Origin of the sequence: Flavisphingomonas formosensis (genome assembly GCF_009755815.1) — a bacterium.
GTDB classification, from domain to species: Bacteria; Pseudomonadota; Alphaproteobacteria; order Sphingomonadales; family Sphingomonadaceae; genus Flavisphingomonas; species Flavisphingomonas formosensis.
Genome location: NZ_WRPK01000014.1, coordinates 114893 through 139696, shown reverse-complemented (window position 1 = coordinate 139696; position 24804 = coordinate 114893). Strand labels below are relative to the sequence as shown.

The window sequence follows — 24804 nt, the reverse complement described above, 5'->3', positions numbered from 1 at the left end:
TCCGGACAATGGCGACACCCAGCCTCGACGATATCGCGCTCTTCTCGGCCATTGCCGACGCAGGCGGCTTCCGCGTCGCCGCCCAGAAGCGGGGCCTGTCCGCCTCGTCGCTCAGCGATGCGATGCGGCGGCTGGAAGCCGATCTGGGCGTGCGCCTGCTCAACCGCACGACAAGGAGCGTGACGCCGACCGAGGCGGGCAAGCGGCTGCTCGAACGGTTGCGACCCGCCCTCAGCGAGATCGGCGACGCCATCGACGGCGCCGGCGCGGATGCAGATCGGCCGACGGGAACGCTGCGGCTCAATGTGCCGACTATCGTCGCGCGCCACATATTGCCGCCGATCGCCGCACGATTCCTCCTCGCCCATCCCGGCGTCCGCCTGGAGGTGTCCGCGCAGGACATGTTCGTGGACATATTGGCCGCCGGTTTCGATGCCGGCATCCGTTATGAGGAAAGCATCGCCCGCGACATGATCGCCGTGCCGATCGGCCCCGCGCGACAGCGTTTCGCGGTCGGCGGCGCCCCCGCCTATCTCGCCCGGCACGGCACCCCGCGCCACCCGCGAGACCTGGCCGACCACGCCCGTATCGGCCATCGCTTCGCGAGCGGCAGCCTGGCCATCTGGGATCTCGAACGAAGCGGAAGGCGGTTCCGCATCGCGCCGGACGGCCCCCTGATCGCCTCATCGATCGAGATGGCTCTCGCCGCGGCTGAGGCCGGGCTTGGTCTCATCGCCACCTTCGAGGATACGCTGGCGGACAGCTTCGCCAGGGGCACGCTGATCCGCGTGCTGGAGGATTGGACGGAAGATTTTCCCGGTCCGTCCCTCTATTATCCAAGCCGCCGGCTGATGCCCGCGCCGCTGCGCGCATTCGTCGATTTCGTAAAGGCCGACCGCCCCGATCCACCGTCCAGGGTTGCGAAGTCGTCGGCGAGCGCCTAGCTGAGAGGCTCAATCGAGCCGATGGAGGACAAGTTGGACAAGGAAGCGAACCGTTTCGATCGTTTCCTCGCTGTCCAGGTGTCCCATGTCGCTTCTCACGCTCGATTCCGTTTCCGCCGCCACCGCTGACGGACGCTCTCTTTTTTCCGGACTGACGCTCGCGCTCGGACGCGAAACGGTCGGGCTCGTCGGGCGTAACGGCGCGGGCAAATCCACCTTGCTCGCGATGATCGCAGGCACGGCGGAGCCGGCGGCCGGCAGCATCGTGTGCCAGGCGCGCGTCGGAATGTTGCGCCAGATCCAGCCGGCGGCCGGGGTTTCGGGGGCGGATGCGCTCGGGATCGACGAGGCGCTGGCGCGGCTGGACCGGCTCGATCGCGGCCTCGGCACCGCCGAGGACATGGCCGAGGCGGATTGGATGCTGCCGACCCGGCTTGCCGAAGCGCTGGCGGAGGTCGGCCTCGACGGGCTCGATCTCGCGCGGCCCTGCGCTTCGCTCAGCGGCGGGGAACGCACGCGGCTCGGCATCGCGCGGCTGCTCGTCGAGGCACCGGAACTGCTGCTGCTCGACGAGCCGACCAACAATCTGGACAAAGACGGCAGGGCCGCGATCGCCGCATTGCTGGAGGGCTGGCGCGGCGGCGCGGTCGTCGCAAGCCACGATCGCATGCTGCTGGAGCATGTCGATCGCATCGTGCATCTCTCGCCGGTCGGCGTCACGCTCTTCGGCGGCGGCTGGTCCGCCTTCGCCGCCGCGCGCGAAGCGGAACGAATGCAGGCCGAGGCCGATCTCACGCGCGCGGATCAGGCCCTCAAGGCCCAGAAGCTTGCCATCCAGCGCCAGGCCGAACGCAAGGCGCGGCGCGACAAGAGCGGCAGCGCCTGGGCGGCCAAAGGCGGCGAGAGCCGGCTGTTCCTCGGCGGCCAGCGCGAACGCGCGGAGAATAGCGGCGGGCGGGACAACCATCTCGCGGCGCGCTTGGTGGGCGAGGCCGAGACAGCGCGGGCGGAGGCCGACGCGCGGGTCGAGCGGCTGACCCCGCTGCACATCGACCTGCCCCGAACGGGCCTTCCTGCCGAGCGCATGCTGCTGGCGTTCGACAAGGTCGTGCTGGAGCGCGACGGCCGCCGCATCTTCGGCCCGCTTTCCTTCACGCTGCGCGGGCCACGGCGTATCGCCCTTGCCGGTCGCAACGGGGCGGGCAAGACCAGCCTGCTGCATCTCGCCACCGGCGCGATCGACCCCAGTTCGGGCAGCGTGCAGCGCAGGCCGGGCGCGATCACGATGCTGGACCAGCACGCCGCGCTGCTGGATCCCATGGCGGATCTCGTCACCAATCTGCGCCGCCGTCATCCGGCGCTGAATCCGAACGAAGCCCATGCGGTGCTCGCGCGTTTCGCCTTCCGCAATCGCGATGCGCTACGCGCTGCAGGGACGCTGAGCGGCGGCGAACGGCTGCGCGCCGGGCTCGCCATCGCGACCGCCGGATCGCCGCCCCCGCAACTGCTGATCCTCGACGAGCCGACCAACCATCTCGACATCGAGGCGATCGAAACGCTGGAGGCATCGCTACGCGACTATGACGGCGCCCTGCTGATCGTCAGCCATGACGCCGCGTTCCTCGATGCGATCGGCATCGAGGAACGGATTGAACTCGGCTGAGCGCCATGCGGATCAGCGGAAGGTTTCGGCGATGTCCGCCGGCGTTTCCTTGGGATCGGGACCGAAGCGGTTGGTGCCGCGGGATCCATCGGTAAGGTAGAAGACGAGAAGGATGATCCAGCCGATGATCGGGAGGAACATCAGCAATAGCCACCAGCCCGATCGATCCGTATCATGCAGCCGGCGTACCGAGACGGCCAGGGACGGTATCAGCGCCGCCAACGAAAAAATGCCGCTGAGCAGGCCGCCGGACGAGCCATAATAGGCGCTCATGCCCATGGATGTTCGATTGAACTCGCGTGTCGTCGACCCGCCGAGGCCTAGGGCGGAATCCAACGCCGAAAGAATGAGGCTCACGACGAAGACAAAGAGGGTGAAGTACCAGAATTCCTTGCGGCGTGACCGGCCGGAGAATTGCGCATAACGGCGAAACGGCAGCAGCATCCATTCCATTCCCGCTCTCCTTTACTTGCGGCGCCGGCCATTGACGACCGACCTGCCGGAGCGATACGACTATCTCCTGCTTTTCGTTTGCAGGCAACAATGCGCACAGGCCGCCGGAAAGCCGGAACCGGCAACCCGAATTACATCATCGATCGATTGATCATCCGGTCGGTCGAGGTTTCGACGACGAGCTGCACCGCAGGCTCGCCTTCGTCCGGTTCGCAGATATGCACCACGGTCATCACGTTCAGCGTCAGCCGCCCCTGCCCGCTCTTCACCGAAATGAAGCTGCCGCTGGCCGGCACATGCTCGAAATCATAATCGCCGATATGGCGCTGCTTGCCTTCCATGAGGCGGAATACGCGTATGATCGCCATGGCGCGGCGGCCTCTCCCTGTCATCGGCACTGATCCGCGCGCCTTTTGGACGGATCCGCCGCGGCGATCAATGCGGCCTTGCCGGCAAGCGAAAAGGGCCCCCGTTCGGTACGGGAGCCCTCGCTCGAAACCACGATGCGCACGCGGCGTCCGTCACGAGGCGGCCGACCGGCCAGCCACGCTTCGGGTGCTATGCCATCAAAACTTCACGGTACCGGTGACACCGTAGGTGCGTGGCGGCGTGATGTTGTAGTCGGCAAAGCCGCTGACCGGCAGATAGTTCAGGATCTCGATCTGATTGGTCAGGTTCTTGCCCCAGAAGTTGAGGCTGTATTTGCCGCGATCGAAGCTGAACTCGAGGCTCGAGTCCCACGTATATTGACGCGGACGATAGGAGTAAGGGACGTTGAGCAGCTGGACATACATCGAGCTGCGATAGTTAAGGCTGGTGTTGAACGTCGCCTTGGTATCGTCGTTGATCGGGACTACCTTGGTGACGCCACCGGTCACATCCCAGCGCGGTGCGCGAAGCGGCCTCAGGTTCGAATAATCCTGCGGATACAGATAGGTCGTGCTGGTGATCTGCGTGGCATTGCCGCATACGGCACGGCCCGCGGTCGGCGAAGCGGACGCGCCGTCGAGATCCGCGCAATAGGAGGTGTACTTCGCCTTGTTCCAGCCGGCGTTCAGAAAGAGCGTCCAGGTCGACGTCACGCGGGCCGCGATCTCGGCCTCGATACCGTAGCTCTCCATGTTCGCCAGGTTCTGCGTGACCGTGGTGATGCCGCTCGGCGCGGCCGGCGTCGGCGTGACGAGACTGCGCTGCAGGCCCTTGAACTTCGTGTAGAAGGCGTTGAGGTTCACGCGCAGGCGATGATCCAGGAAGTCGCTCTTGATGCCGACTTCGAAGTTGTCGTCCCGCTCCTGACCGAACGGGGTATCGAATGCGATCGAGCTGGCCGAGTTGGCATTGAAGCCACCCGACTTGAATGCGCGCTGCCAGAAGGCGAACAACAGGATGTCGCGATCCAGCTTGTAGTTCACACCGATACGCGGCGAGAAACTCTTCCAGTTCTTCGCAATCGGCCCGAAGATCGCCGAGGTGTTGGTCCCCCAGAGATGATCCTCGAGATCGATCGTCCGCGTGAGACCCGTGCTGTTGAACGAGATGTTCAAGCCGCGATAGTCATATTTACGTTCCCAGCTGTACCGGCCGCCGAGGACGAAGCTGAACTTCGGCGTGATCTTATATTCGGCCTGCGCATAGGCTGCCCAGGTCTTCCGCTTGCCTTCGTTGTTGATGTAGCCCGGATTCCAGGCCGTGTTCGAGAGGCTCGGCGCGACGGCCCACAGCGACGGATTGTTGACCGCGCTGAAGGTCAACTGCGAAGTCTGGTAATGATCCCAGAGATAATAAAGGCCGGCCACGAGATCGAGCTTATCGGAGAAGCTGGACGTGAACTGCAGCTCGCTCGAATAGGCGCTGTAGGTTTCGGCCCGCTCGGTCGAGAAGATGTTATAGTTCGACCCGTCCGTATCGGCCCATCCGAGCGACGTCGCGTGGTTATAGTTGCTCAGCAGGCGGATCGTGCCGATATCGTCGATCTTGTAGGCGGCATCGAGTGTGATGTTGTACTGGTCATTGTTGACCGGATAAGCGGAGCCGCGAAGACCACCCGAGACGCGCGGATCACTGCCGTCACTCGGCAGGCCAAGGCTGGAATCGCCGAAAGGATTGGTCGCCGTCACCTGATTGGTGCCGGTCGCCGTCGGCAGAACGATCATGCCCGCCGAATAGGCGTCGCTCCGCTCACGGAAATATTCGCCGAACAGGGTGATGTCCCACTGATCGTTCGGCTGATAGCGAATGGTCGGCCGAATGTAGATCGACTTTTCCTTGCTCATCCGTTTTCCGGCGAGGCTGGAATCATAAATGGGGCCGCCGGTGGGATCGCTGGCATCGGGAACAAGACCCGAATTCTTCAGATAGCCACCGAACTTGTGGTAGCGAACGGCGACTCGTGCCGCCAGCTTGTCATTGACCAGCGGAACGTTGAGGACGCCATCGACGTCGAGCTTGTCCATATTGCCGTAGTTGACCGATAGACTACCGCCGAGCGCGTTGAGGTCCGGCTTGTTGGTGCGCAGCGAGATGGCGCCGGAGAAGGCATTGCGGCCGAACAGCGTGCCCTGCGGACCGCGCAGAACCTCGATCGAGGACACGTCGAGCGTGGAACTCAGCGCGTTCACATTGCGGGCCTGGTAGATGCCGTTGATATACACGGCGACTTCCGGATCGGCGAAGCTTTCGATGCCGCTGACGCCGACGCCGCGGATCGAGAGCGAGGCGACGCCCGGGAAGAGACCGACCGGCTCGATCACTGCGTTGGGGATCATGTTGTTGAGCGCTCTAATGTCGGCGACGCCCGTACGCTTGAGCGCATCCGGCGTGATCGCCACGATCGACAGCGGCACATCCTGCAGATTCTGCACACGGCGCTGCGCCGTCACGACGATATCCTGCAGGCCCGCCCCTTCGGCGGCAGTAGCCGGTACAGCGGGAGCGGGGCTCGCGGCGCTGCTGTCCTGCGCGGCGGCAGGCGCTGCCACGAGGAACGCCCCCGCACCGCACAAGGCGGTCGCCAGGACATAAGGGGTAAAACGGGCTTTCATGTTCGCAATCCTTCCCAACCTTCGGGTCGATGACCCGATCGAAGTGCAAATGACGTCAAGAAAAGAACCGCCGCCGCCGCGCCATGCGGGCGCGGCGCGAACGGAGAAAAGATGATCCAGACAGGACAGCCCTCGACATCCTCACCTTCCCAAACGGCCGACCACGGCAAGCCCCGCCCCGGAGCGCGAGCCCTTCCGGATCTTTATTGATTTTGTACCGCGATGTAGAGTTCACCGCTTTAAAAATAGTCTTGAGTGCACGTTTAGAGGAGGAACCTCCCGCTTGGCAAGCGCTGAATCCTGCACTGCGTTCGCGAAAAAGACACCCGGAAACGGGCATTTTCTCGCAAAATGACGAGAAACGGCTGGACGGCTTAATCCGCCTAGACGCCGAAACCAGCCATTCTCGCACGAGCTGTGACATTCGGGGCACAGCCCCGTGGCGATCGCCCTAAAATTGCAAGATAATGCAAGTTTCAAGATCCAGCGGCACCATGGCACGCGCATTTTTCGGAAATGAGCATGAGGAAGGACTGCCTGGTTTCGCGACGGGCGATGCGCCGGCGGTTCGGTCAACGTGACTGCGCTATGGACCGGAGGGCGGACGAGCCGGCGTCAACAGGTCGGACAGACCCATCCGATGCAGCATCTCCATACCGATGGGCCCGGCAGCCTGAGCCGCCCACGCGTCAGTTCACCGGCGCGCGCCTCCGATAGCTCAGAGCCTCGGCAATGTGGACCCGCGTCACGTCCTGCGAGCCGGAAAGATCGGCAATGGTGCGCGCGACGCGCAGCACGCGATGATAGCCGCGGGCGGACAGACGCATCGCCTCGGCCGCCTGGCCGAGCAGTTTGGTGCCGGACTCGTCGGGCTTTGCGACCTTGTCGAGCAACGCGCCGTCCGCTTCCGCATTGGTGCGCGCCGCCTCGCCGACATAACGTGCGGTCTGTATATCCCGTGCCGCCTTAACCCGCGCCGCTACCTCGGCCGATCCCTCCGCCGGCGGCGGCAGGACGAGGTCCGCAGCCGACACCGGCTGCACCTCGACATGGAGGTCGATTCGGTCGAGCAGCGGGCCGGAGACCTTCGCCTGATAGTCCGACGCGCAGCGCGGCGCCCGTGAACAGGCGAGCGCGGCATCGCCGAGATGGCCGCAGCGACACGGATTCATCGCCGCGACGAGCTGAACCCGGGCGGGAAAGGTGACGTGCGCATTGGCGCGCGCGACAGAGACGCGTCCTGTTTCGAGCGGTTGACGCAGCGAATCCAGCACGGTTCGCTGAAATTCCGGCAGTTCGTCCAGAAAGAGCACGCCGAGATGCGCCAGGCTCACCTCGCCCGGACGCACCTTGAGACCGCCGCCAACCAGCGCCGCCATCGAAGCCGAATGATGCGGGCTGCGGAATGGGCGCGAGCGAATCAGCCGCCCCTCCTGCAATTCGCCAGCCACCGAGGCGACCATCGACACCTCCAGCGCCTCCTCCGCCACCAGATCGGGCAGGATGCCGGGCAGGCAGGCCGCGAGCAGCGACTTGCCAGCGCCGGGCGGGCCGATCATCAGCAGATTGTGAAAGGTGTTATCGCGCCAACCCTGCGATAGTTGGTTGCCACGGTGACAGCCTTGCCTCAGCAATTCGCTGGAGCGTCTGAGTGCTTTCAGCGAGGGGGATCGTTGTAAGAGAGGCGTAGTTCGCTCCATCGCGAGTGCGACCCACCGCTTGGGCAATCTCTTTGTTGATTCTATCCAACGCGGCGCCGACCGCCAGCGCATGCGCCTGATCAAATCGCTTTGCTGCTTCGATCGCGTTGGCTTGCTGCTGATCGAATCGCAAAGCCGCCCCAACTGCCTTGGCTCGGTGCTCCTCAAAGCGCGCCGCTGCTTCGATGGCTTTGGCATGCCGCTGCTCGAACGGTTGTGCCATCACAACGGCGGCAAGGTAGTCATTTGAGGCGCCGATGCGAGGCTGAGCCACATCTCTGAATGGACGCTCAGCAGCGCGGACAGCAGAACCTATTGCCTTCTCTCTCGCCGTGGAGAGCAGCACACTTTGCTTGCTCCTCCATTTTCGCCCAAGCCGTCGGATCGTCGAATCACCAAAGGTGCTGTCGATTCGCTTGAAAGCCGTAGCCGGCTTCAACGAGCTATCTTTGAGGATCATGTCCGCCACTCGAATTAGGACGGCACTATCATCAATGCCGCTACCTTTCGGTCGTCCTCGCGGTCGCTTCGTGCTACTCATTACACAACCTCCGTGGTCAGGATCGAGCGCAACGATGCCATCCGATTCGCGGAACAAGCAAGGAAGTTAAATTCAGCGGAATTTAGGAGCGTTCTGCATCGCAGCGGACATTAAATGCTGCGATGTCACCGGTGATTTCCGACATAGGCGGACGAAAAGTCCACCGCGCCTCAGACGGGACGGTATCCGCCCTGCCCCTCCGTATGTCCGAATTACGCGGCTAATCGCTTTGATCGGCAGATGCCTCAATACCCCGCCCTCACCGCCTATTACCGGAGGCTCAGAGCACCTTCATGACACAATACACTTGCGCCGCTTTCGCTCACCTAGCCGTTGCGACTGCACATGCGATCAATTTAGCGGCTAATTTAGCGCTTGCGCCAACACACTTTCGTTGACGCTAGTTAGAACGCATCATTACCGCGTTGAAGCCAATGCTATTCAAACAACATATAATTGAATTAGAACATGATCGTCATCGACGCACAAATGATTCTATATCAATGCGCGCAATGCAAATCATAGACACTATAATACAACACTATTGGTGGAACATTGCTTTAAAGATTAGCTTGCACATCAGCAGGCAAGCCAGCCCATCGCGAAAAATCGCGCACGGGACCTTGCGGTTACTTCGGCTTTGAGGCATAGGCTGGCGTGAAGGCAAGCAACGAGCCATCCTCCAGACCGCGAATCAAGCGGATGGCTCATCTACTACCCCGCCTAGAAAGGACAGGTGCGCATGCCAGCGCAGACATTAAAGATAGCCGGTTGAACCGGCAGCCCCCAACAGTCCGTGCTGTTGGGGGCATATATCGGCTGCACCACAACCGGTCAATTTGATAGCCTATGGCGATCAATCAGGCTCTTTAGAGTGCCGTCAAGCGGTCCGAATTTGCGACGAACGGAGTAGCAAAAGTTAAGCTATCGCTCTAGCGCGCGGAGTCTGATGCGCCATAGTATGAAGGAGTTCGCATGACAGATGCCTTCATCCCGCTGTGCGAACCCATACTGCCCATCGGTCCAACGATGGTCAGATGATCGAAAAGGGAGACGCATCCCGGCTAGGATCGCTGCTCCTTCCAGAAGAGCCGCGCGCGTCGTCTCCCTTTTCGATCACATTATCTCCGATAAAATCGGAAATGTGCCAAACACTTTTTGAATCGGCTTAGCGCGAATTCCGGTCGCTACGGTCAGACGAGCCATCTCAGCGCCCCTGCCGCGATCAGGCTGAGCAGAGCAAACGCCCGCCCTCTGCATAGGATCACCGCCAGCGCTAACCAAGGCTTATCAGCCCTGAGACAGGCTTGTAGCTGTCTGGTTCGAGCTTCGTAACGATCCATTTTGGACGGACTCCCGCTTGAAACATCAAGATGTGCGGGAAGCTCGCCCCTCGGGTCGGTGCAACCTCGCCTTCGGGGATGTGCACATCATTTGAATCAGCGTCAGCGGGAAAATTCGGCTAAATTTCCCCCAAAATGCGACGGGTAGAGACAAGTGGCGGCGCATAATCGAAACGGGCAGGCACGAGGCTACAGCCCGATCAGCCACCGAACCGCCCCGACCGCTCCGCCAGTCGTCAGCAACCCGATCGCGGCTATCATGGGGCGCTTCGCTAGGACGACGAATGCGAGGAACGGTCGATTAGCCCTCAAGCAAGCCTGTAGCTGCTTTGTCTGAGCTTCGTGACGGTTCACTGGACGGACTCCCACCCTCAAAAATCAATCGATCCTGAGGCGGGAAAGGATTCTGTGATCCCTTCGGGTATAGGGTCACGACTCGGGGGCAGGGTCAATGGGGCGTTGTCAGTTTGTCCCCAACTTTCGTTTCATTTTTTTGAAAGATCGTTTTAAATCAATAAGATATGCTGCCGACTTTATCCACAGCCCCTGTGGATGCCCAAGTCGGTAATCCACACCCCTAGCGTGCCCCTCAATCCGATGTGTCAGCCGATTCGAATCACTCAACATCCTTCCAAGCCTGCCGGCGATGAATCGAACGGACGGTATCCCGGCTCACTTCGAATCGCTTAGCAACATCGATTGTCCGCATGCCCTCAGCTTTGAGCCTCCGAATCTCCTTCACCGATTCGGCGTTTAGCTTTCTCGCTCGCCTACCGTTCAACACACCATCGCGGCGCGCGTCTTCAATGTTCTGCGCGGGAGTCTGCCACCTCAGATTATTGACATTATTGTTAGTTTTCGTCGGATCGGGCGTATGGCAGGCAACCATGCCCGCCGGACGCGGACCCGAGAATGCCTTGAGCACCATCTGATGGACGAACTGTTCATGCCGCTCACCGTTTCGGCAAAGTGAGACGGTTTCATAGCCCGATCCCAGCGACGGCTTGAGCCGTTTGCGCTTACCGAATTTCAACGACCAAACCGAACCATCCGACCCAATCTCATAGTCTTTGAATTCATCGATCCGAGAATACGCCACACCAAAGAACTGATTAAACTTTACGAAATCATCTAGATCGAAATCTACACAAATCCACCTTCTCATTATTATTATCTCCTGTGAGGAGACAATTCATCTTTCTCCTCACAGGTATTTATCAAAATTCAGATACTGGCACCGAATAAGGCTCATTTTCGCGCAATTTCGTATCTCCTTTTGATAAATATCAAGAAGGAGAACCAACGAGATATGTATTACGCAAAAATAATGCGCGAGAATGGCGATGAAGAAATGCACAGCGCCGATAGAACGATTTGGGATTCACGATCACGAACGCTACGGATCGCCCTCTTCGACAAAGAGAAATACGATGTCCACCTAGGCAATCACGACCGCGCCTATTTGATGACTGAATCTGGTCAGACGATCACTCAATACAGATGAGCGGTTGGTTACATCCAGAATGGACGCGTGAACGCGCGTATGATTTCGCACCGTTGGTAGAGGCTGCTGCGAACGGTCGTGAAGCGCTCCAGACCGCCTACGAAGCAATCCCCCTAGCCTCCCGAGAATGGGCAATTCGGATACTTGCTGACGGTCGTGTCCCGCTCCTCACTACCGCCGCTTTCACAGTGCCGGTCATGTCGCCAGAGGCGTGCGCTGACCTTGTAACGAGATCACAATGCTATGACTGGAAGGAAAATGACATTGAGGAAGCGCCTTACCGTATCCCTGAGTCGATCCTAGCGAAGGTTGATCCGGACGCTAACGAGATCGTCAACAAGCTCCTTAGGGTCGCTCTAGCGCCATGGTTCCTGTTGATTTGGGGCAAGCTGCCATCCCGAATCACCTCGATCCAGATGGCGAAATACAATCCTGCCGATCGGGCTGGCGGAAACTGGCACAGCGACCGTGATAGTAATTTCACCGCCGTCATATCGCTGAGCCCCGAGTCGTTCAGCGGAGGAGGAACTGAACTGAGGGACGGTTTGCTCTCAACCGTCACCGTCCCTCCCCTGCCCGCCGGTCATGCCCTTGTCTTTGACGGTCGGCGAATCAGCCACCAAGGCTTGCCCGTCACGGAGGGTGATCGTCATTTGCTGGTCATCTGGTCGAACGATGACCCCGAATGCTGACAGTGCCACCATCTGGCGGACCTACGATCACGAGGCGATAAACCGACTCGCCAATTCGCCCGATTGCTTGAAATGGCTTAGCCCCGATGGAGAGCCATTGGATTTTCAGCCTCTTCTCAATACGCCTGATTACAATGTGCTTCTGACCGATGGAGCGAGCTTCATGCTCCTACAGGCTCACGCACCGCACATATGGGAGGGTCACATAATGCACCCGCTGACCGTTCGCGGACGAGAGGCAATCACGATCACCACGGCAATGCTCGATTGGGTTGACCGGAATCTGAAACCGGATCGCTTCTTTTCGAAGATCGATCCAGCCAATCGGCGGGTAGCATGGTTCGTCCGTCAGATTGGTTTCAATTATGCTGGACGGATGACCGCCGTTGATGGTCGGGTGTTGGATTATTTTGACCGACATCTGATATGCTAGGCGGATGACAGAGAAATTCCCAAGATTCTCCGACGCTGATCGAGTTTTGAAGGAACTCGAAGGCACGCCGGTAGCCACGACGGTCAAAAAAGCCCTTAGGAAGGCGATGACTTCTCAATCATGCCTAGCCGATCTTGGGCAAGCCGCTTTGTTGAGAGATGCGCTTCGCGATCTTCTGAATAACTCGACGCCAACCGTTTCAGATGCCAATTCGTCGATTGAGATGGCGTTGTTGATGCAGGCAATCCTATTGTATTCCCGAGCAACGGCGACAATCGGGCAATATGGCGAGCGCGGGGCTGTAAAGATCACAGACCACTTATCTTCAGAAGAATTAGAAGACCATAACGCATTAATCGAGATTAGAAACAAAGCACTCGCTCATGTATATCACAATGAGCCAGTTTCGAACGAAGTGTGGCACAGCGGCAAGCTATTTTTCGTCGAGATCAAAAAGGGTGGCTGGCTGCCTGCCGGCTACAATTCCAGCATCAATTTCCACCCACAGACATTCGCTCGACTTTCGCGGATGCTGCCGGTTGCACGAGAAATATTGATGACCAACTTTCACCAGCACACGACCAAATTGACCGACGCACTCAACAAGGAACCGCTTACCCAAGCAATTTTTGAACGCTGCACTTTCGATCCTATTTCGTTGTTCGGATCAGACGAAGCGGTCACAAGAGCCCTTAATGGTATCCCTGAGAAAACAGCTTTCGGTTATCGCGCAACCCAACCGAAGATCGATTAAGACAAACCTCTCAACACCCCTGCATTAGCCTATTTCAATAAATATTCCTGACGAACAAGGAGAAAGACAATGAATGACCACCCTGCCGCGACCATCCGTGATGCCATTGCGACCGCGATAATGACCACCATCATGCTCATCGTCGCACTCGCGGTCTGCCACGGCATCAGATTGATATAGTTCGATAAAATCCGATCGCAGTTCCCAGCCTGTTGCGGAAATGCTATAGACCGCCGGACAGGGGAGACGATCGATGACCGATGGCGATCAATATGACGAGAAACCGACCTTCTTCAGCGAGGTTAAAACGCTGTTTTTTGGTCTGTTTTTTATCGCGCTCATCTATGGTCTCCCGATCTACTTCATTGCCCCATATATGACCGTCAAACGGCTCTTCATTGGCGGGGTGATCATGTTCACCATATATGTGGTGAACGAAGCGCGCGAGCGTCGGAAGCAGGCTGACTGAATTCGATGATCAGTCTTGCATTTGCGCTCCTTGCAAGCGGCAGCGCCACGCCCCCCGAGAAAATTGGCAGCGTAAAAATCCCAGTCTTTGACGGCGTTTTCACCGTTCACCTCGATCATGTGACAAAAAACGAGTTCACTGACGGCGGCTGGTTTAAATCGGTCAGCATCACCGGCGATACTGTCAATCTCAACGGTGAAAAGCTAATATGCAGCTTTTCACTTAAATCAAATACAACTGGTTGGAATTATACAGAGATCTACAACGACGCTCGCCAGTTTGTGAGTGGAGAATCGATATTCAAGATCGTTGAAGAAACGAACGACACAGACGGAAAAACATTCAACCGATCATTCACTAGCATCGTCAAAACGGTTGAGCCATTCACCATCACGATGAAATCGACAATCGTAGGCGGCAAACGCAACGGCATATTTTATGTCGGATCAAAGCTATGCAAACTCGACACAAAATTTACAACAAAAGCGTCACTCGGTTATTTCAACAGGACCTATGCCAAAGCAGCTTTCGAATTCAACCCATAGCAGCCGGCTATAGCTTCATTTCCCTTTCGTCGCTTCGTTGATCGCCGCTGCGATCGATTTAATGACGCTCAGCGCTCCGGCTTTGCCAAGCTCGATCACGCCCACTCCCAAGCCTCCTAAGCCGATCCCAAGGAAAACGCTGTGGCTGAGGTTGAGCCCATGGTCTGCAATGATGGCTCCCGTTAAGAGCATCGTCATAGCCGCCACCGCCACATTGTAGAGCCATAACCGTTTCTGATTGTCCGTCACGATGATGGCGCGGACGATCACCGCAGCACCCGTGCCAGCGAGGAGGGGCAGGATCGGCACCGACCCCGCCAGCCCCCAATTAATCGTGACCGGCGCCGACGCTACCGCACCTGCACTCATCACGGTAGCGGCTGATGCGAATGTCTTTTGAGCGATCATAGCGTGAAAGCGACATTTGAGCCGCCGACCGGAAAGCCATTCGCCACCAAACCGCCATGTCTGAATAGATCGTCTGAGAGTGCCGTCCCATAGTCACCGGGTCCACCTGAGTGATACGCAATCTGCGTCTGACCCACCGTTCCAGCCGTAGCGAGAGTGACCCTCACCAAGCGCGGGTTGATGACCGTGGCACCCGCAACGTTGCTGATCGAGAAGTTCCCCCCGCTGTTTAGCTTCGCCTCAAATCCATAGATCGGAGATGCCGCGACCTTCGGACCAAGCTTGTTCCCAGCCGGATTAACGGGAGCGATCGGGGTTGTTCCGGGGATCGGCTGAGGATCACTTAGCGTAAGGTCGATCTGCGTATTACCGCTGCCGCTGACCCATGACGCCGACGTGAAGAGCGACACGCCCTTATAGCTTCCGATGCCTAATCCCAGACATGCCGCCTCGGCAAACGCCCGAGCCATTTCAACATCGCCTTCCGGATCGGCAGGCAGAGGATGCGTGTAGGGCGAACTCATCAGCATTTTCGCCAGCGTCGTTTCCGGACCCAAAATCGCACCAAGGTATTTCGCTGCGTTCCGGTAATTGTCTCGCTGATCCGCTTCCGTGCTTCGATCACTCGTCTGCGCGGAGACAGCCGAAAGCTGCCTGTTGTTCGGTAGAACAACGAGCTTCGCCGAGTTGCTGAATTCTCCATTGTAAAGGTAGTGGTTGATGGAACTTTGTGGGATTGTGGCTGATCCGATCCCCTGAATGAGCGGCAGGAGATTTTGGTTTACGATGTCGATTTGACCGTCCGAATATTCCCACCCTCCAATGACATGAACGGCAGCCGGATACGCTCCGTTGGCATCCTTGTTTACGACAATCGACGCCATCGCGAGTGCATCAGACCAATTACGCGTCGTGTCAGCGTCGTTGACCAACGCCCCCATCTTCGTTCCGCCGACAGCTTGAACGACGATCATCACAGGCTCAGGCGTGCGCTGACGGATGTAATTCGCAATCGTAACTCCGGCATCGGTCAAAAGACCGGGACGCCATTGACCCGTGATCGTCCCTGCGCCAGCCCCGCGCTCGATCGTGTTGAAGATCACTGAACTGATATCGCAGGATGGTTTCGTAGCGAGCGTGGTGAGGGTCCCGAGCTTGCTTGCCGTCGAGCTTATCCCGACCGTCGAATAGACAGTTTCGCTCTGCCCCCAGATGTGAACCACCGGACCAACATAGATATACTGATGCGTTACCCCGATGACGGTGGGATCGCTCGACATCCTGACCTGAATTTGAAAGCGCATATTCGTGCGCGGTAATTCGGCAAGTGCGGACCAAGTACCTGACCCGAGAGAGACGGTAGCACGATGCCAAGGCTTAATGACCTTGTTCGATGAATCGATGAACTGGAACTCAAGCTGTCCCGATAGTCCCGCAAATTTACCGGTTATGATCCATGGCGCGGATTCAGCATTGACCTCACGACCGACGAAACCCGGATAAGGAACGCGATCGATTGTGAGATATTTCGTATCTGACTGCGGCTTGAGGTGCGGTCCAGCATAGAGATTACCAAGCTGCGTCAGCGTGGCGCTCGACAAAGCAGCCTGATTGCTAGTTACGGCTAAACTCAGAGTGCCATTGCTCACCAATGGACAATAAAGGCGCGTCAGCGCTGATGTAGCGGTAGTGACCGGATCGCTACCGTTGATGATCGATATGATTTGCGTGTCGGTGAGATCATCGTCCACCATCAGAAGATCGCGGAAGGACCCGCGAGCGTTCGGGATTACATTCTGCGTGTTGAGTGGCGCACCCGTGGTATCATCCGCTGGAAAAACATCAGGACGAGAACCGCCGATACCAAGGTTATAGGTGAGCGCTTGAACCCCCACGAAACCGCTTGGCATTGCAACAGGCGTTGAGGCGGCAGTCTTGGTGAGTGTCTGGCAATCCCAAAAATCTATCGAAATGTTGTTGGAAATCCGACGCACCACCACGCACGCACGACCTGAGAAACCTGCGGGAATAGGATCAGAGACGGCTTGCCAATTGGCGCTTGCGCCGGTCTCACCGCGAATGTTGAATACAAATCGATTGGCGTAAGTTGGACCTCCGCCCCATGCCGGCGAGCAATAAGTAAGCGTGAACGACCGATTCAATCCTGCGGTCGATTGAATATATGTGCCGAACAAAACTGGAGCGCGATTGATGGCACGATACGCCTCAAGCGGCATATCCCAAAAAATCATTGCGGTGAAATCGCCATTTGCGAATGCTGCGGCGGTTGTCAGATTTCCACTGTTCGGCAGATAAATTAGACCATTGTCCGTGCTATTCTTGTCCTCACCGTTTTCTGACGGGAAGCGAACGGAACCCCAGACCGTGGGGTTGAGCGTAGCGGCAACAGCGGAGACCGACGCAGCACTAGCCGCCGCCGCTGAAGCACTGGCTGACGCAGCCGTTGCGGATGTCTGAGCAAGCGCCGCGTCAGTCGCGAAAAGATATTTCCAGCCCGTTCCGCTGGTTCCGGTTGTCCAAGTGAAAACGCCCGTGTTGTTGACGGTTGTGCCGGTCGTTGGATCTGTGTGAGTGCCGCTATCGGCGGTCGAAACAGCCGCCGCCTGACCCACGAGCGGGTTACGAAAGACCGACCAATAAGCGTTGGAAGTCGTGGGCAAAGTGGGCGGCGCATTACCCGCTGACGCACTCGCACCGATGTATATCCACGCAATGCCTTGGTTTACAGCGGTTTGGTTGAGCGAATATGTGGTTGCGCCGTTATAAGTCGCGAATGCTGAATTCAGGCTCGACCAAGACGAGTAATATAGCGTTCCACCGGTAGATGATGTGCTTTGAAGATTTGAGATCGCCGTTTTGTAATTGATCAGCGATGCAGGCGTGACAGCGAGATTATTAGCCGTCGCTGCATCGGTATCGCTGACCGACGCATAGGAAATTGCAGCTTGAGGACCAACCGGACCCGTGACGCCTTGAACGCCTTGCGGTCCCTGATCGCCCTTTTCACCTTGCTCGCCAGTGTCGCCCTTTGGTCCGCGACCAGCGCTCATTTTCCAGCGTCCGGAGGACGAATCGTTGGGCTTGACGACTATTAACCCGTCATCCGGATCAGTCGCGGCTTCAAGCCATGTATAAAATCCGCCATCACCATCGGCGGGCTCGATATTACCAGTGACTATGACGACATCGCCGTCACTGAGCTTGAAGGTGGGATAGTTGCGGAGCGCTTCGACATTCGTAACCGAGTCGATATATCCGCCAAATCTTACATTGAACGATGAGGAAAAGGTCATGCATATATTTATGCAATCCCAACCTCCTAACGGTCGTCAGCGCTCCTTATGCGCTGCTTACTAGCAATCGATCTGACCGGCGGTGCACCATCCATTACAGCTTGAACCGATGCCGGCAACGGCTCAGGCTGAGGCGTCGGATCAGCGTCATTGAGACCGCTCAAATCCGCAAGATATCCGCTCACCGCTGGGGCTGATCGTCTTCCCGTGATCGCGCCAGCCTGAAGCGTGCGGTTGATCACCGGTCCCGCAATCTCGCGCCCCCTGACGATAGCACGAGCGACATTCGGCGAACTGACCGCCGCTGCTGTCAGACCTTCGGGCAAAAGCGATGAGCCCACGGTTGCGAGCCCGCCCGCCGGAGAACTGACCTTACCGATAAGCCCAAGGATATAGCTGGCGCCTGCCGTGTTCGAAAAGTTCCTGACTGCATCGGCACGACGAGCCGCACTCGACAACCTCGCAATAGCGTCGAGATCAGCGCGGACACGAGCGTCAGGGATAAGGACCGCTTTTGCGGCATCGCTGAGATTTTCCCGCTGCCATTGGGTCAAGAATGTCTGAAACGAGAAGGCATCACCGGTATGCGTTTGCGCCGATGGTTTCGATCGCCCGAGATTGGAAATCATGCTCGACCTGACGCGAGCAGCCTGATCCGGATTCAGCGTATCGAGGACGCGACCCACTAAACCAGCATCGCCACCCTGCCCTTTCACCAATGCCGTCAATCGACCCGCCACTTGCTCCGGCGAACGTTCCATTCCACGCCTGCCTATGATGGCTTCAACATCTCTGAGCGTGCTTGCACGAGCCGCATAATGTGCATCGGCGGCACGATAGGCATCGGCGGCATCGGTGAGATTCTGAGCCCTCAATCCCGCGTCGATATCATCGCTGAGTGGACGGTATATCGAACCCGCAATCTCGCGAGCGTCGGGCGATACCGCCTCAAGCTGGCGTCCGAAATTGGTCCGGAGCCTGCGCAGCGCCGCAACGCTGTTCTGATTGGTGAGGAGATCGTCCCGAACCGCCTCTAACGTGCGCACGGCAGGATGCCCGCCGGGAATCGCGCTCAACTCACTGATTTTCTGATTGAGCACCCGAACCGTGCGAGGAGTCTGGATCGCCGCGTTATTGGCGAGATTTTCAGCTTGATCATAAAGCCGGTTCGATTCCGCCTTCGATCGAGCCCGATAGCCGCCTAACCCTGCATCACTAGCGATTTCATCCGCAACCTCATGAAGCGGCTGAGCCGTCTCGCCGGCTGGAGCTAGTTCATTCGCGGCACGATCCCGCGCCGCCGCTACTGCATCACGGTAATTCGTCGCTCTGCTGTCGACGATCCCACGACCGACAAAGCCTTGGCTCACGCCTGCGGTGAGATTGCGTGAGGCGGCACCACCGACATCCGCCGGCAATGGACGGACATTGAGACCGTCACGGCTAAGCTGGTCGGCAGCGTCGAGAACTTCTCGTCCTTCGCGCGTGACCGACGAACCGCCCCTGATGCGCGCGCCTACCGCATCAGAGGCACGCCCTAAGACGCTCCCTAAAACCGCACCTGTGGCGGCATCCCGAGCCACTCCGCCGGGTGTATCGGCATCGGTTGTCAACGCTCCGCCTAACGCTCCGTCAGCCGCGAAACCAAGCGTTCGAGCGATGCCCACCGGAACGCCGATCGCGACAGCACCGCCCTCGACCGGAGCGGCTACAAGCGCCGTGGGGAGCGTCGTTACGACCTCGCCAACGAGTTTGCCATACTGTGAGCCACGGTCGTCACGACCGTCAGAATACGCTTGATAGCGGTCGTGGAGATGCTTCCTCCAATCATTCTCGACCCCGAGCTTATTTGCCGCCCATCCCGCACCACCAACAACATTTTCGCCGATATGCTCAGCACCATCTACGGTGCCGGTCCAGAAGCTCACCGGACGATTATCGACGATGCCACCGCGATCGGGAGTGAACGGTATGGCGTGAGATTCTACATTGCCGCCGCCCTCTCCCGGATGTTCTTTGATCCATGCATCTCGACGATCAAGCGTTGCCTGATCGTCTTCCGTAAGCTGGCTGCCGATCGACGTGAGCCATTTCCGGATATCGTTGCCGCTGACTTTCTGATCGTGAAGCATCTCGCCTAAATGAGCGTCGATATCGTCCGCCGTCCAAACTTTCTGATCCGGCAACGCGGAAACGGTGCCTTGATCGGTTATCCCGCTCTGCGGAGCCGCTGGAGCCGCCTTAGGGGCGAAATCCTCCCATGGTCCGCTCTCAGCGTTCTGAGGCGCTGGCGAAGGCTGCTGAGGCGCTGAGGGAGCCGCCTGAGGCATGGGGGCGAAGTCCTCCCACGGACCATGTTCCTCGCCGATCACTGAACGGGACTCCATGACGATCGGGCAGACGGATCACCACCATTGTATCGATAGCCGCGTCTGATTTCGCCTACGCGGGGCGTGCCAGACGGTGCGGGCTGAGCAACCGGAGAAGCCGTTTGAACCGTTGCCCCCATTGCCCGCATTCGAGCCCGAGCGCGGGCAAGCGTATCTTTGACGATCGCGAGATTTGCCCGAAACTGCGCCTCACTCTGACGGGTCGATAGGTTGCCGATCGCGGCTGAAAGTTTCTGTCCTTCAGCATCTGAGAGCGCCCCGAGCCCACGCATCTGCTGGACGCTCTGCAAGAATGCCTGAGACTTGAATGTGTCCAACTGTGTTTCGAAATCAGCCGCGTTGCTGCCAGCCCAAGATTTTCCGCTCAATGGGTTGTAGCTCAGCCAAGAATGAGGATCGAGCGCCGATCCCACCGCCGCCGAAAGACCCGGATGTTTGCTCAGCGTATCGACGGTATTGAGCGCGGAATCGATCGCATCGACGGCTTGAGCACGGGTATTCGCATCCTGCGCTTTTTGACCCGGCAACGGCTTGAACTCACCGGTTCTCGTGTTGACCTGCCCCTGAATTCCGTTCCTCGTAGCCGGCTGCCAGACTTGACCGGATGACCCGCCAAGGTTGACGATCGTTGCGCCATTCGGCGCGCCTGATGAGACATATTGTGCCGGAGCACCGCCAGAATTAGGCGGAGTTCCGTTGCCCTCGACGCGCGTAATCGTCTGCGCCATGGCGCGTTGCACATTCGGATCAGTAAAATCGACTCTATCGTTGGGTCCGACGCCAAGCGCTCGGGCTACGGTCGCGATATATGCGGCTGTGTCGTTGTGATCCTTTGGAGGCGCATATTTTGTGATAAAATCCGCAACCGTATTGAGACCGTGAAGCCTCTGTTGATTACTGATGTTGATTCCTAAGGCGCGCTGACCATTCTCGATGGTATCAAATTTCACAAAGCCATTCTCATCAACACCCGTCATACCTTGCCATTTTGACTTTCCGTCCCAGCGCAGATTTCCCGGATTGTTGTTTCGCGATGCGCGATCAGTGCCCGACATCTGTTCAGGCGTTTGAGTGGAGACATAGCTTTCATCAATCCGCCCGAAAGTAGGCAGGTGTCCACCCGAGACAGCGCCGGGCTGAGCCGGCACGGCGACAACACGAACATCACCCGTCACCGGATCGGTCACGACCTGAGTAACCGCCTTTGAGCCGGGCGTATAAACGGCGCGATAGCCGCCATTGGGATCACGCACCAAAACCGCACCATCGGCGGCTGTGATCGGCTTATTATCAATGGCATCCTGACGCCGCTCAGCCAAACGGTCCTTGATCGACATCGCCGCATTTTCGTGAAGATCGAGCGAACGGTCTGAAAAATCGGTAGCGTTGATTTCAGCATCGGTCATGCCACGCTGCTTGAGGATCGCCCGAGCAGCTTCACGACGAGCCGCACCACCATCCGCCGTGGCATCGATCTGCTTGAGCGTCGGTGCCAACCGAGCCGTAAATTCCGCATCATCGGCAGCCTGAGCGCGCTGACGATCGTCCATAGCGTCGAGTTGCTTCAATCCGTCATAATCACCCGCCGAGAGCAATGTATCGCGGGCGGAATCTTGCGGATGAGCCTGCACATATGCCCGGTTAGCCGTCTCCCGAGCATCGTAGACCTGATCTGTCCGCTGATCGTTGATGCGCTGACGCCTCGCCGCATAGGCTTGATCGTAAGCGTCCAGCGCGATTTTCGTATAGTCGGCGGGTAATTTCGCCAAACCCCAATCGATTGCCATTTTTCTCCCTTATCCGAACAACGCCGACAAAATTCCGCCACCACCGCCGAAACTCGACCCGATGGATGACGAAATACCACCGATGACATTGTTGATGATTGCGCCTTGATTGAGCGCATTATTAGCCGCCGCAGTGCCTTGCGCATTGTTTGCGTTAACGACGGTATTAGTGAGATTCTGACCCTGACTGATCACAGAGCCTTTTGCAGATGTTCCACGGTTAGCTACATCGGTTAGCTGAGTGATATAATTGTTTTTAGTCTGATCGGCTAAGTTCATCGCGCGCTCTTGAAGCGCCTTAGCGGTGGCGCCTGATTGGAAAGCGCCTGCTGCCGCTGAGTTAGCCAAAACGCCTTTCTGAGCCTCATCCTGAAGGAACTGATAGCCGGATGTGTCACGATAATTCTGAAAGGCTTTATCAGCAGCAGCGGAATCGGTTTTGTCTAGACCTAGCAAAGCGTCGATATAGCCGCCGGCTGCATTGCCGGAATCCACCTCGGGTTGAATCAATGCGACGCCTTTGTCGTAAATCTTTTCAGCAAATGCGCGATTGGCTGCCTGCGTCTCAGCCTCAATCTTTGCAGCTTTCTTGCTTGCCTTTCCACTCGCGACACCACCAACGATCGAACCAACTATACCCATTCACTCACCACTCATTTTTCTTGTATTTATTCGAGTTGCGTCAAACCACGGGGACCCCAGCCGGCGGAGCCGCTACGCCATCCTGATGCGTGACGCCGCTGGGGAAACTCGTTGAGCAATACCCCACGCAATGCCGTCCGCCGATCTGAGCCGCCGTCAATGGGTTGGTGGTTGTCGAATAGGTGACGCTCCCGCCGGTCTGGCTGAGATCGTTGTAATAGACATAGAAGCCCGATCCGAGCGCGAGACCGGCGATCGTATCCCCGTTGACACTCACGGTGCGCCCATCGGTGTAGCGGCGGGTATGCGCCGTGATGGTGATCGTCGCCGATGTTGGCGCCGATGATGGCACAGCATCCACGGAGAGCGCCGGCAAAGGATCGGTGAAACTCTGGGTCAACGATGCCTGAAGCAAAACCGCCGCTTGCCCATCCACAGCGTCCAGCGCATCCGTGGCGGTCGTGACCGCAATGCCGGCGGTTTCGAGCGCGGTTGCGATATCTGTCTGATTCTGGACGGATGCGTTGAAACTCGCGGTGATGTTGACGATGAGATCATTCGCCCACCTGAGGAACGAATTTGACGGAGCGCCTTGGATATCGACGATCGGTTGACCGCCGATCAGCTTGGCGAGGGTGAGCAGCTTGAGCGCCATTTACTGGAAAGCCTCATTGGCGGTTGCGCTGCTGATCCGCGCAATCACCGGATCAACGATACTCACCTCAAATGTCCGGAAGCTATCCCGGATGTGACCCAATCGGTAGGCGGTCAACTGATCGACCCCAGCCCGAGCGGGGAGCATCCTGTAATTGTCGGGATAGCTGGATTGACCGTCATGCCAGCGCAGGCGGTAGGAGCATGGCGCCGAGCTTCCCACGCGTAGCGCAAAGCTATCGTTCCGGATGCTCCTGCGCGAGGGGATTGAAACGGTGCCGGTGACTTTCCTCAGCATCACCTCACCGTCATCGTCACCACGCGTGTCATCGAACGTCCAGATTTTTCCTGAATGAGCATCGCCGAGCAGGATTCCAGAGGCGAGATTTAGGGCATGGGAGGGACGGAATTCGGTGAAGCCCGTGGAGGCAAATTCGCTCCACGATTTCGATTCTACATCGTAGGCGAAAGACCCCTCGCCGGGGATTTTGAGGACATAGAACTCATGACCGCCGTAGGTGATCGTCAGCGCACTCGGATCGCCTGAGCGCTTCGCAATACGCTCCTCGATGCCATGGTTTGAAACCCGCATCGGCACGGATGACGATCGGTAGACGACGCCATTATCACCGAGCCAAAACAGCGTATTATCGAGGCTCTTGACCGTATCGCGGTGCATGCAGCCCTTGGAAAAATTGCGCCCCGCCGCTCTTTGAAACGGTAGGTCAGCATTACCTGTAGACTGCCACACCTCCACGCTCGACGATCCGAAAAGGTAGAGTTCGCCGATGAGGCTGGCACACGCCACGAGCCCGTCAGCGCTCGACTCAGCCGTGGCGAAATCGAGAGGATCGATCGTCGATTCTCCGGGATTTATCCAGAAAAACCGCCCATCCGGACATATCATCACGATGTAGTTATTGAGATCGCAGATATCCCGTGCGAACCGATTTTCTGGATCGGTATCGCTGTCCGGAATCGCAACCTCAGTCAGGGTAGATCCGCTCAGGAAATAGAGCTTGCCGCCGCTGGCGACCGCGAGCTTATCGAAGGCAGCGGCGAATTTTGCCGATTTACCGTCATCGGCGACCGTTCCGAGATCGCTCACGCTGCCGTCAGCGGCGACCGTCTGGAGGCTGTCTGAGGCAACCGCGAAAGACTGACCGCCTTGAACGCCGTCTTGCTGATACAGTGCGCGGACGGGACCGGCTGCGGTCGTGAAAGGGGCGAGACCTGGTCGTTGAAGGCGGTTGACCTGAGACGGTTCGGATTGCGATTGATCCGCCTCAATGTAGAAATTTACAAGCTCGACCGGCGGGGCAAAACTTGTCTGGCGTTCGTAAGATTGGAGACCGAGCGGGATATCTTGCATCCCGTATTTAGGTCAAATCTGGATTATTGTATTTTTCCCAACACAGCGAGCGATATCAGGAACACGCTCATCATTATGTAAATCGCAATTACAAGATAAAACTTCCTAGGCGAAGCATTCCTATCGATTTCTCCGAAATTTCGAACGCTCGTTCT

19 protein-coding genes and 1 pseudogene are annotated in these 24804 nt (G+C 58.0%); 7 read left to right on the top strand and 13 right to left on the bottom strand.

Going from position 1 to position 24804, the window contains the following annotated elements; translation table 11 throughout:
- Positions 1-8: 8 nt before the first annotated feature.
- Both GQY20_RS28885 and GQY20_RS28880 read left to right on the top strand, forming a co-directional pair.
- Positions 9-944: a LysR family transcriptional regulator gene (locus tag GQY20_RS28885; protein ID WP_157220640.1), complete on the top strand. Its 936-nt coding sequence runs from the start codon at positions 9-11 to the stop codon at positions 942-944.
- Between the two features lie 85 nt (positions 945-1029).
- Positions 1030-2607, top strand: a complete 1578-nt coding sequence (locus tag GQY20_RS28880) for an ABC-F family ATP-binding cassette domain-containing protein (protein ID WP_157220639.1) — start codon at positions 1030-1032, stop codon at positions 2605-2607.
- 12 nt (positions 2608-2619) lie between these two features.
- Here GQY20_RS28880 and GQY20_RS28875 read toward each other — a convergent pair whose 3' ends face one another.
- The 6 genes and pseudogenes from GQY20_RS28875 to GQY20_RS28850 form a co-directional block, all read right to left on the bottom strand.
- Entirely contained in the window at positions 2620-3060 is a 441-nt protein-coding gene (locus GQY20_RS28875) for a DUF805 domain-containing protein (RefSeq protein ID WP_157220638.1), read from the bottom strand.
- Positions 3061-3191: 131 nt separating this feature from the next.
- On the bottom strand, positions 3192-3428 hold the full coding sequence (locus GQY20_RS28870; RefSeq protein ID WP_157220637.1) for a hypothetical protein: 237 nt from the start codon (positions 3426-3428) through the stop codon (positions 3192-3194).
- A 198-nt stretch (positions 3429-3626) separates the two neighbouring features.
- A complete protein-coding gene (locus GQY20_RS28865; protein ID WP_157220636.1) occupies positions 3627-6101 on the bottom strand; it encodes a TonB-dependent receptor in 2475 nt (824 codons plus the stop codon).
- Between the two features lie 689 nt (positions 6102-6790).
- Positions 6791-7672 (bottom strand): annotated as a pseudogene (locus GQY20_RS28860) (YifB family Mg chelatase-like AAA ATPase); the annotation flags it as partial.
- Positions 7673-7679: 7 nt separating this feature from the next.
- Positions 7680-8261, bottom strand: a complete 582-nt coding sequence (locus tag GQY20_RS28855; protein WP_157220635.1) for a hypothetical protein — start codon at positions 8259-8261, stop codon at positions 7680-7682.
- 2040 nt (positions 8262-10301) lie between these two features.
- A complete protein-coding gene (locus tag GQY20_RS28850; protein WP_157220634.1) occupies positions 10302-10850 on the bottom strand; it encodes an HNH endonuclease in 549 nt (182 codons plus the stop codon).
- Positions 10851-11185: 335 nt separating this feature from the next.
- Here GQY20_RS28850 and GQY20_RS28845 point away from each other — a divergent pair, with 335 nt between their 5' ends.
- The 5 genes from GQY20_RS28845 to GQY20_RS28825 all read left to right on the top strand — a co-directional run bounded on the left by GQY20_RS28845 (position 11186) and on the right by GQY20_RS28825 (position 14082).
- A complete protein-coding gene (locus GQY20_RS28845) occupies positions 11186-11881 on the top strand; it encodes a 2OG-Fe(II) oxygenase family protein (protein WP_198351268.1) in 696 nt (231 codons plus the stop codon).
- Positions 11882-12089: 208 nt separating this feature from the next.
- Complete coding sequence (locus GQY20_RS28840; RefSeq protein ID WP_157220633.1) at positions 12090-12314, top strand: hypothetical protein; 225 nt, start codon at positions 12090-12092, stop codon at positions 12312-12314.
- A 4-nt stretch (positions 12315-12318) separates the two neighbouring features.
- Positions 12319-13068, top strand: a complete 750-nt coding sequence (locus GQY20_RS28835; protein ID WP_157220632.1) for a hypothetical protein — start codon at positions 12319-12321, stop codon at positions 13066-13068.
- A 253-nt stretch (positions 13069-13321) separates the two neighbouring features.
- Entirely contained in the window at positions 13322-13537 is a 216-nt protein-coding gene (locus GQY20_RS28830) for a hypothetical protein (RefSeq protein WP_157220631.1), read from the top strand.
- 5 nt (positions 13538-13542) lie between these two features.
- A complete protein-coding gene (locus GQY20_RS28825; RefSeq protein WP_157220630.1) occupies positions 13543-14082 on the top strand; it encodes a hypothetical protein in 540 nt (179 codons plus the stop codon).
- A 15-nt stretch (positions 14083-14097) separates the two neighbouring features.
- Here GQY20_RS28825 and GQY20_RS28820 read toward each other — a convergent pair whose 3' ends face one another.
- The 7 genes from GQY20_RS28820 to GQY20_RS28790 form a co-directional block, all read right to left on the bottom strand.
- The gene (locus GQY20_RS28820) at positions 14098-14391 is read right to left on the bottom strand and encodes a hypothetical protein (protein ID WP_198351267.1); all 294 of its coding nucleotides are present in this window, start codon (positions 14389-14391) and stop codon (positions 14098-14100) included.
- A gap of 95 nt (positions 14392-14486) precedes the next feature.
- Complete coding sequence (locus GQY20_RS28815) at positions 14487-17804, bottom strand: collagen-like protein (protein ID WP_157220628.1); 3318 nt, start codon at positions 17802-17804, stop codon at positions 14487-14489.
- 26 nt (positions 17805-17830) lie between these two features.
- Positions 17831-20176 (bottom strand): hypothetical protein, encoded by a 2346-nt coding sequence (locus GQY20_RS28810; protein ID WP_157220627.1) that lies wholly within the window; start codon positions 20174-20176, stop codon positions 17831-17833.
- Positions 20173-21981, bottom strand: a complete 1809-nt coding sequence (locus GQY20_RS28805; protein ID WP_157220626.1) for a hypothetical protein — start codon at positions 21979-21981, stop codon at positions 20173-20175. The genes GQY20_RS28810 and GQY20_RS28805 overlap by 4 nt, the downstream gene beginning before the upstream one ends.
- A gap of 9 nt (positions 21982-21990) precedes the next feature.
- A complete protein-coding gene (locus GQY20_RS28800) occupies positions 21991-22623 on the bottom strand; it encodes a hypothetical protein (RefSeq protein ID WP_157220625.1) in 633 nt (210 codons plus the stop codon).
- Positions 22624-22663: 40 nt separating this feature from the next.
- On the bottom strand, positions 22664-23278 hold the full coding sequence (locus GQY20_RS28795; protein ID WP_157220624.1) for a hypothetical protein: 615 nt from the start codon (positions 23276-23278) through the stop codon (positions 22664-22666).
- Positions 23279-24649: a hypothetical protein gene (locus tag GQY20_RS28790; protein ID WP_157220623.1), complete on the bottom strand. Its 1371-nt coding sequence runs from the start codon at positions 24647-24649 to the stop codon at positions 23279-23281. It lies immediately after the preceding gene.
- Between the last annotated feature and the right edge of the window lie 155 nt (positions 24650-24804).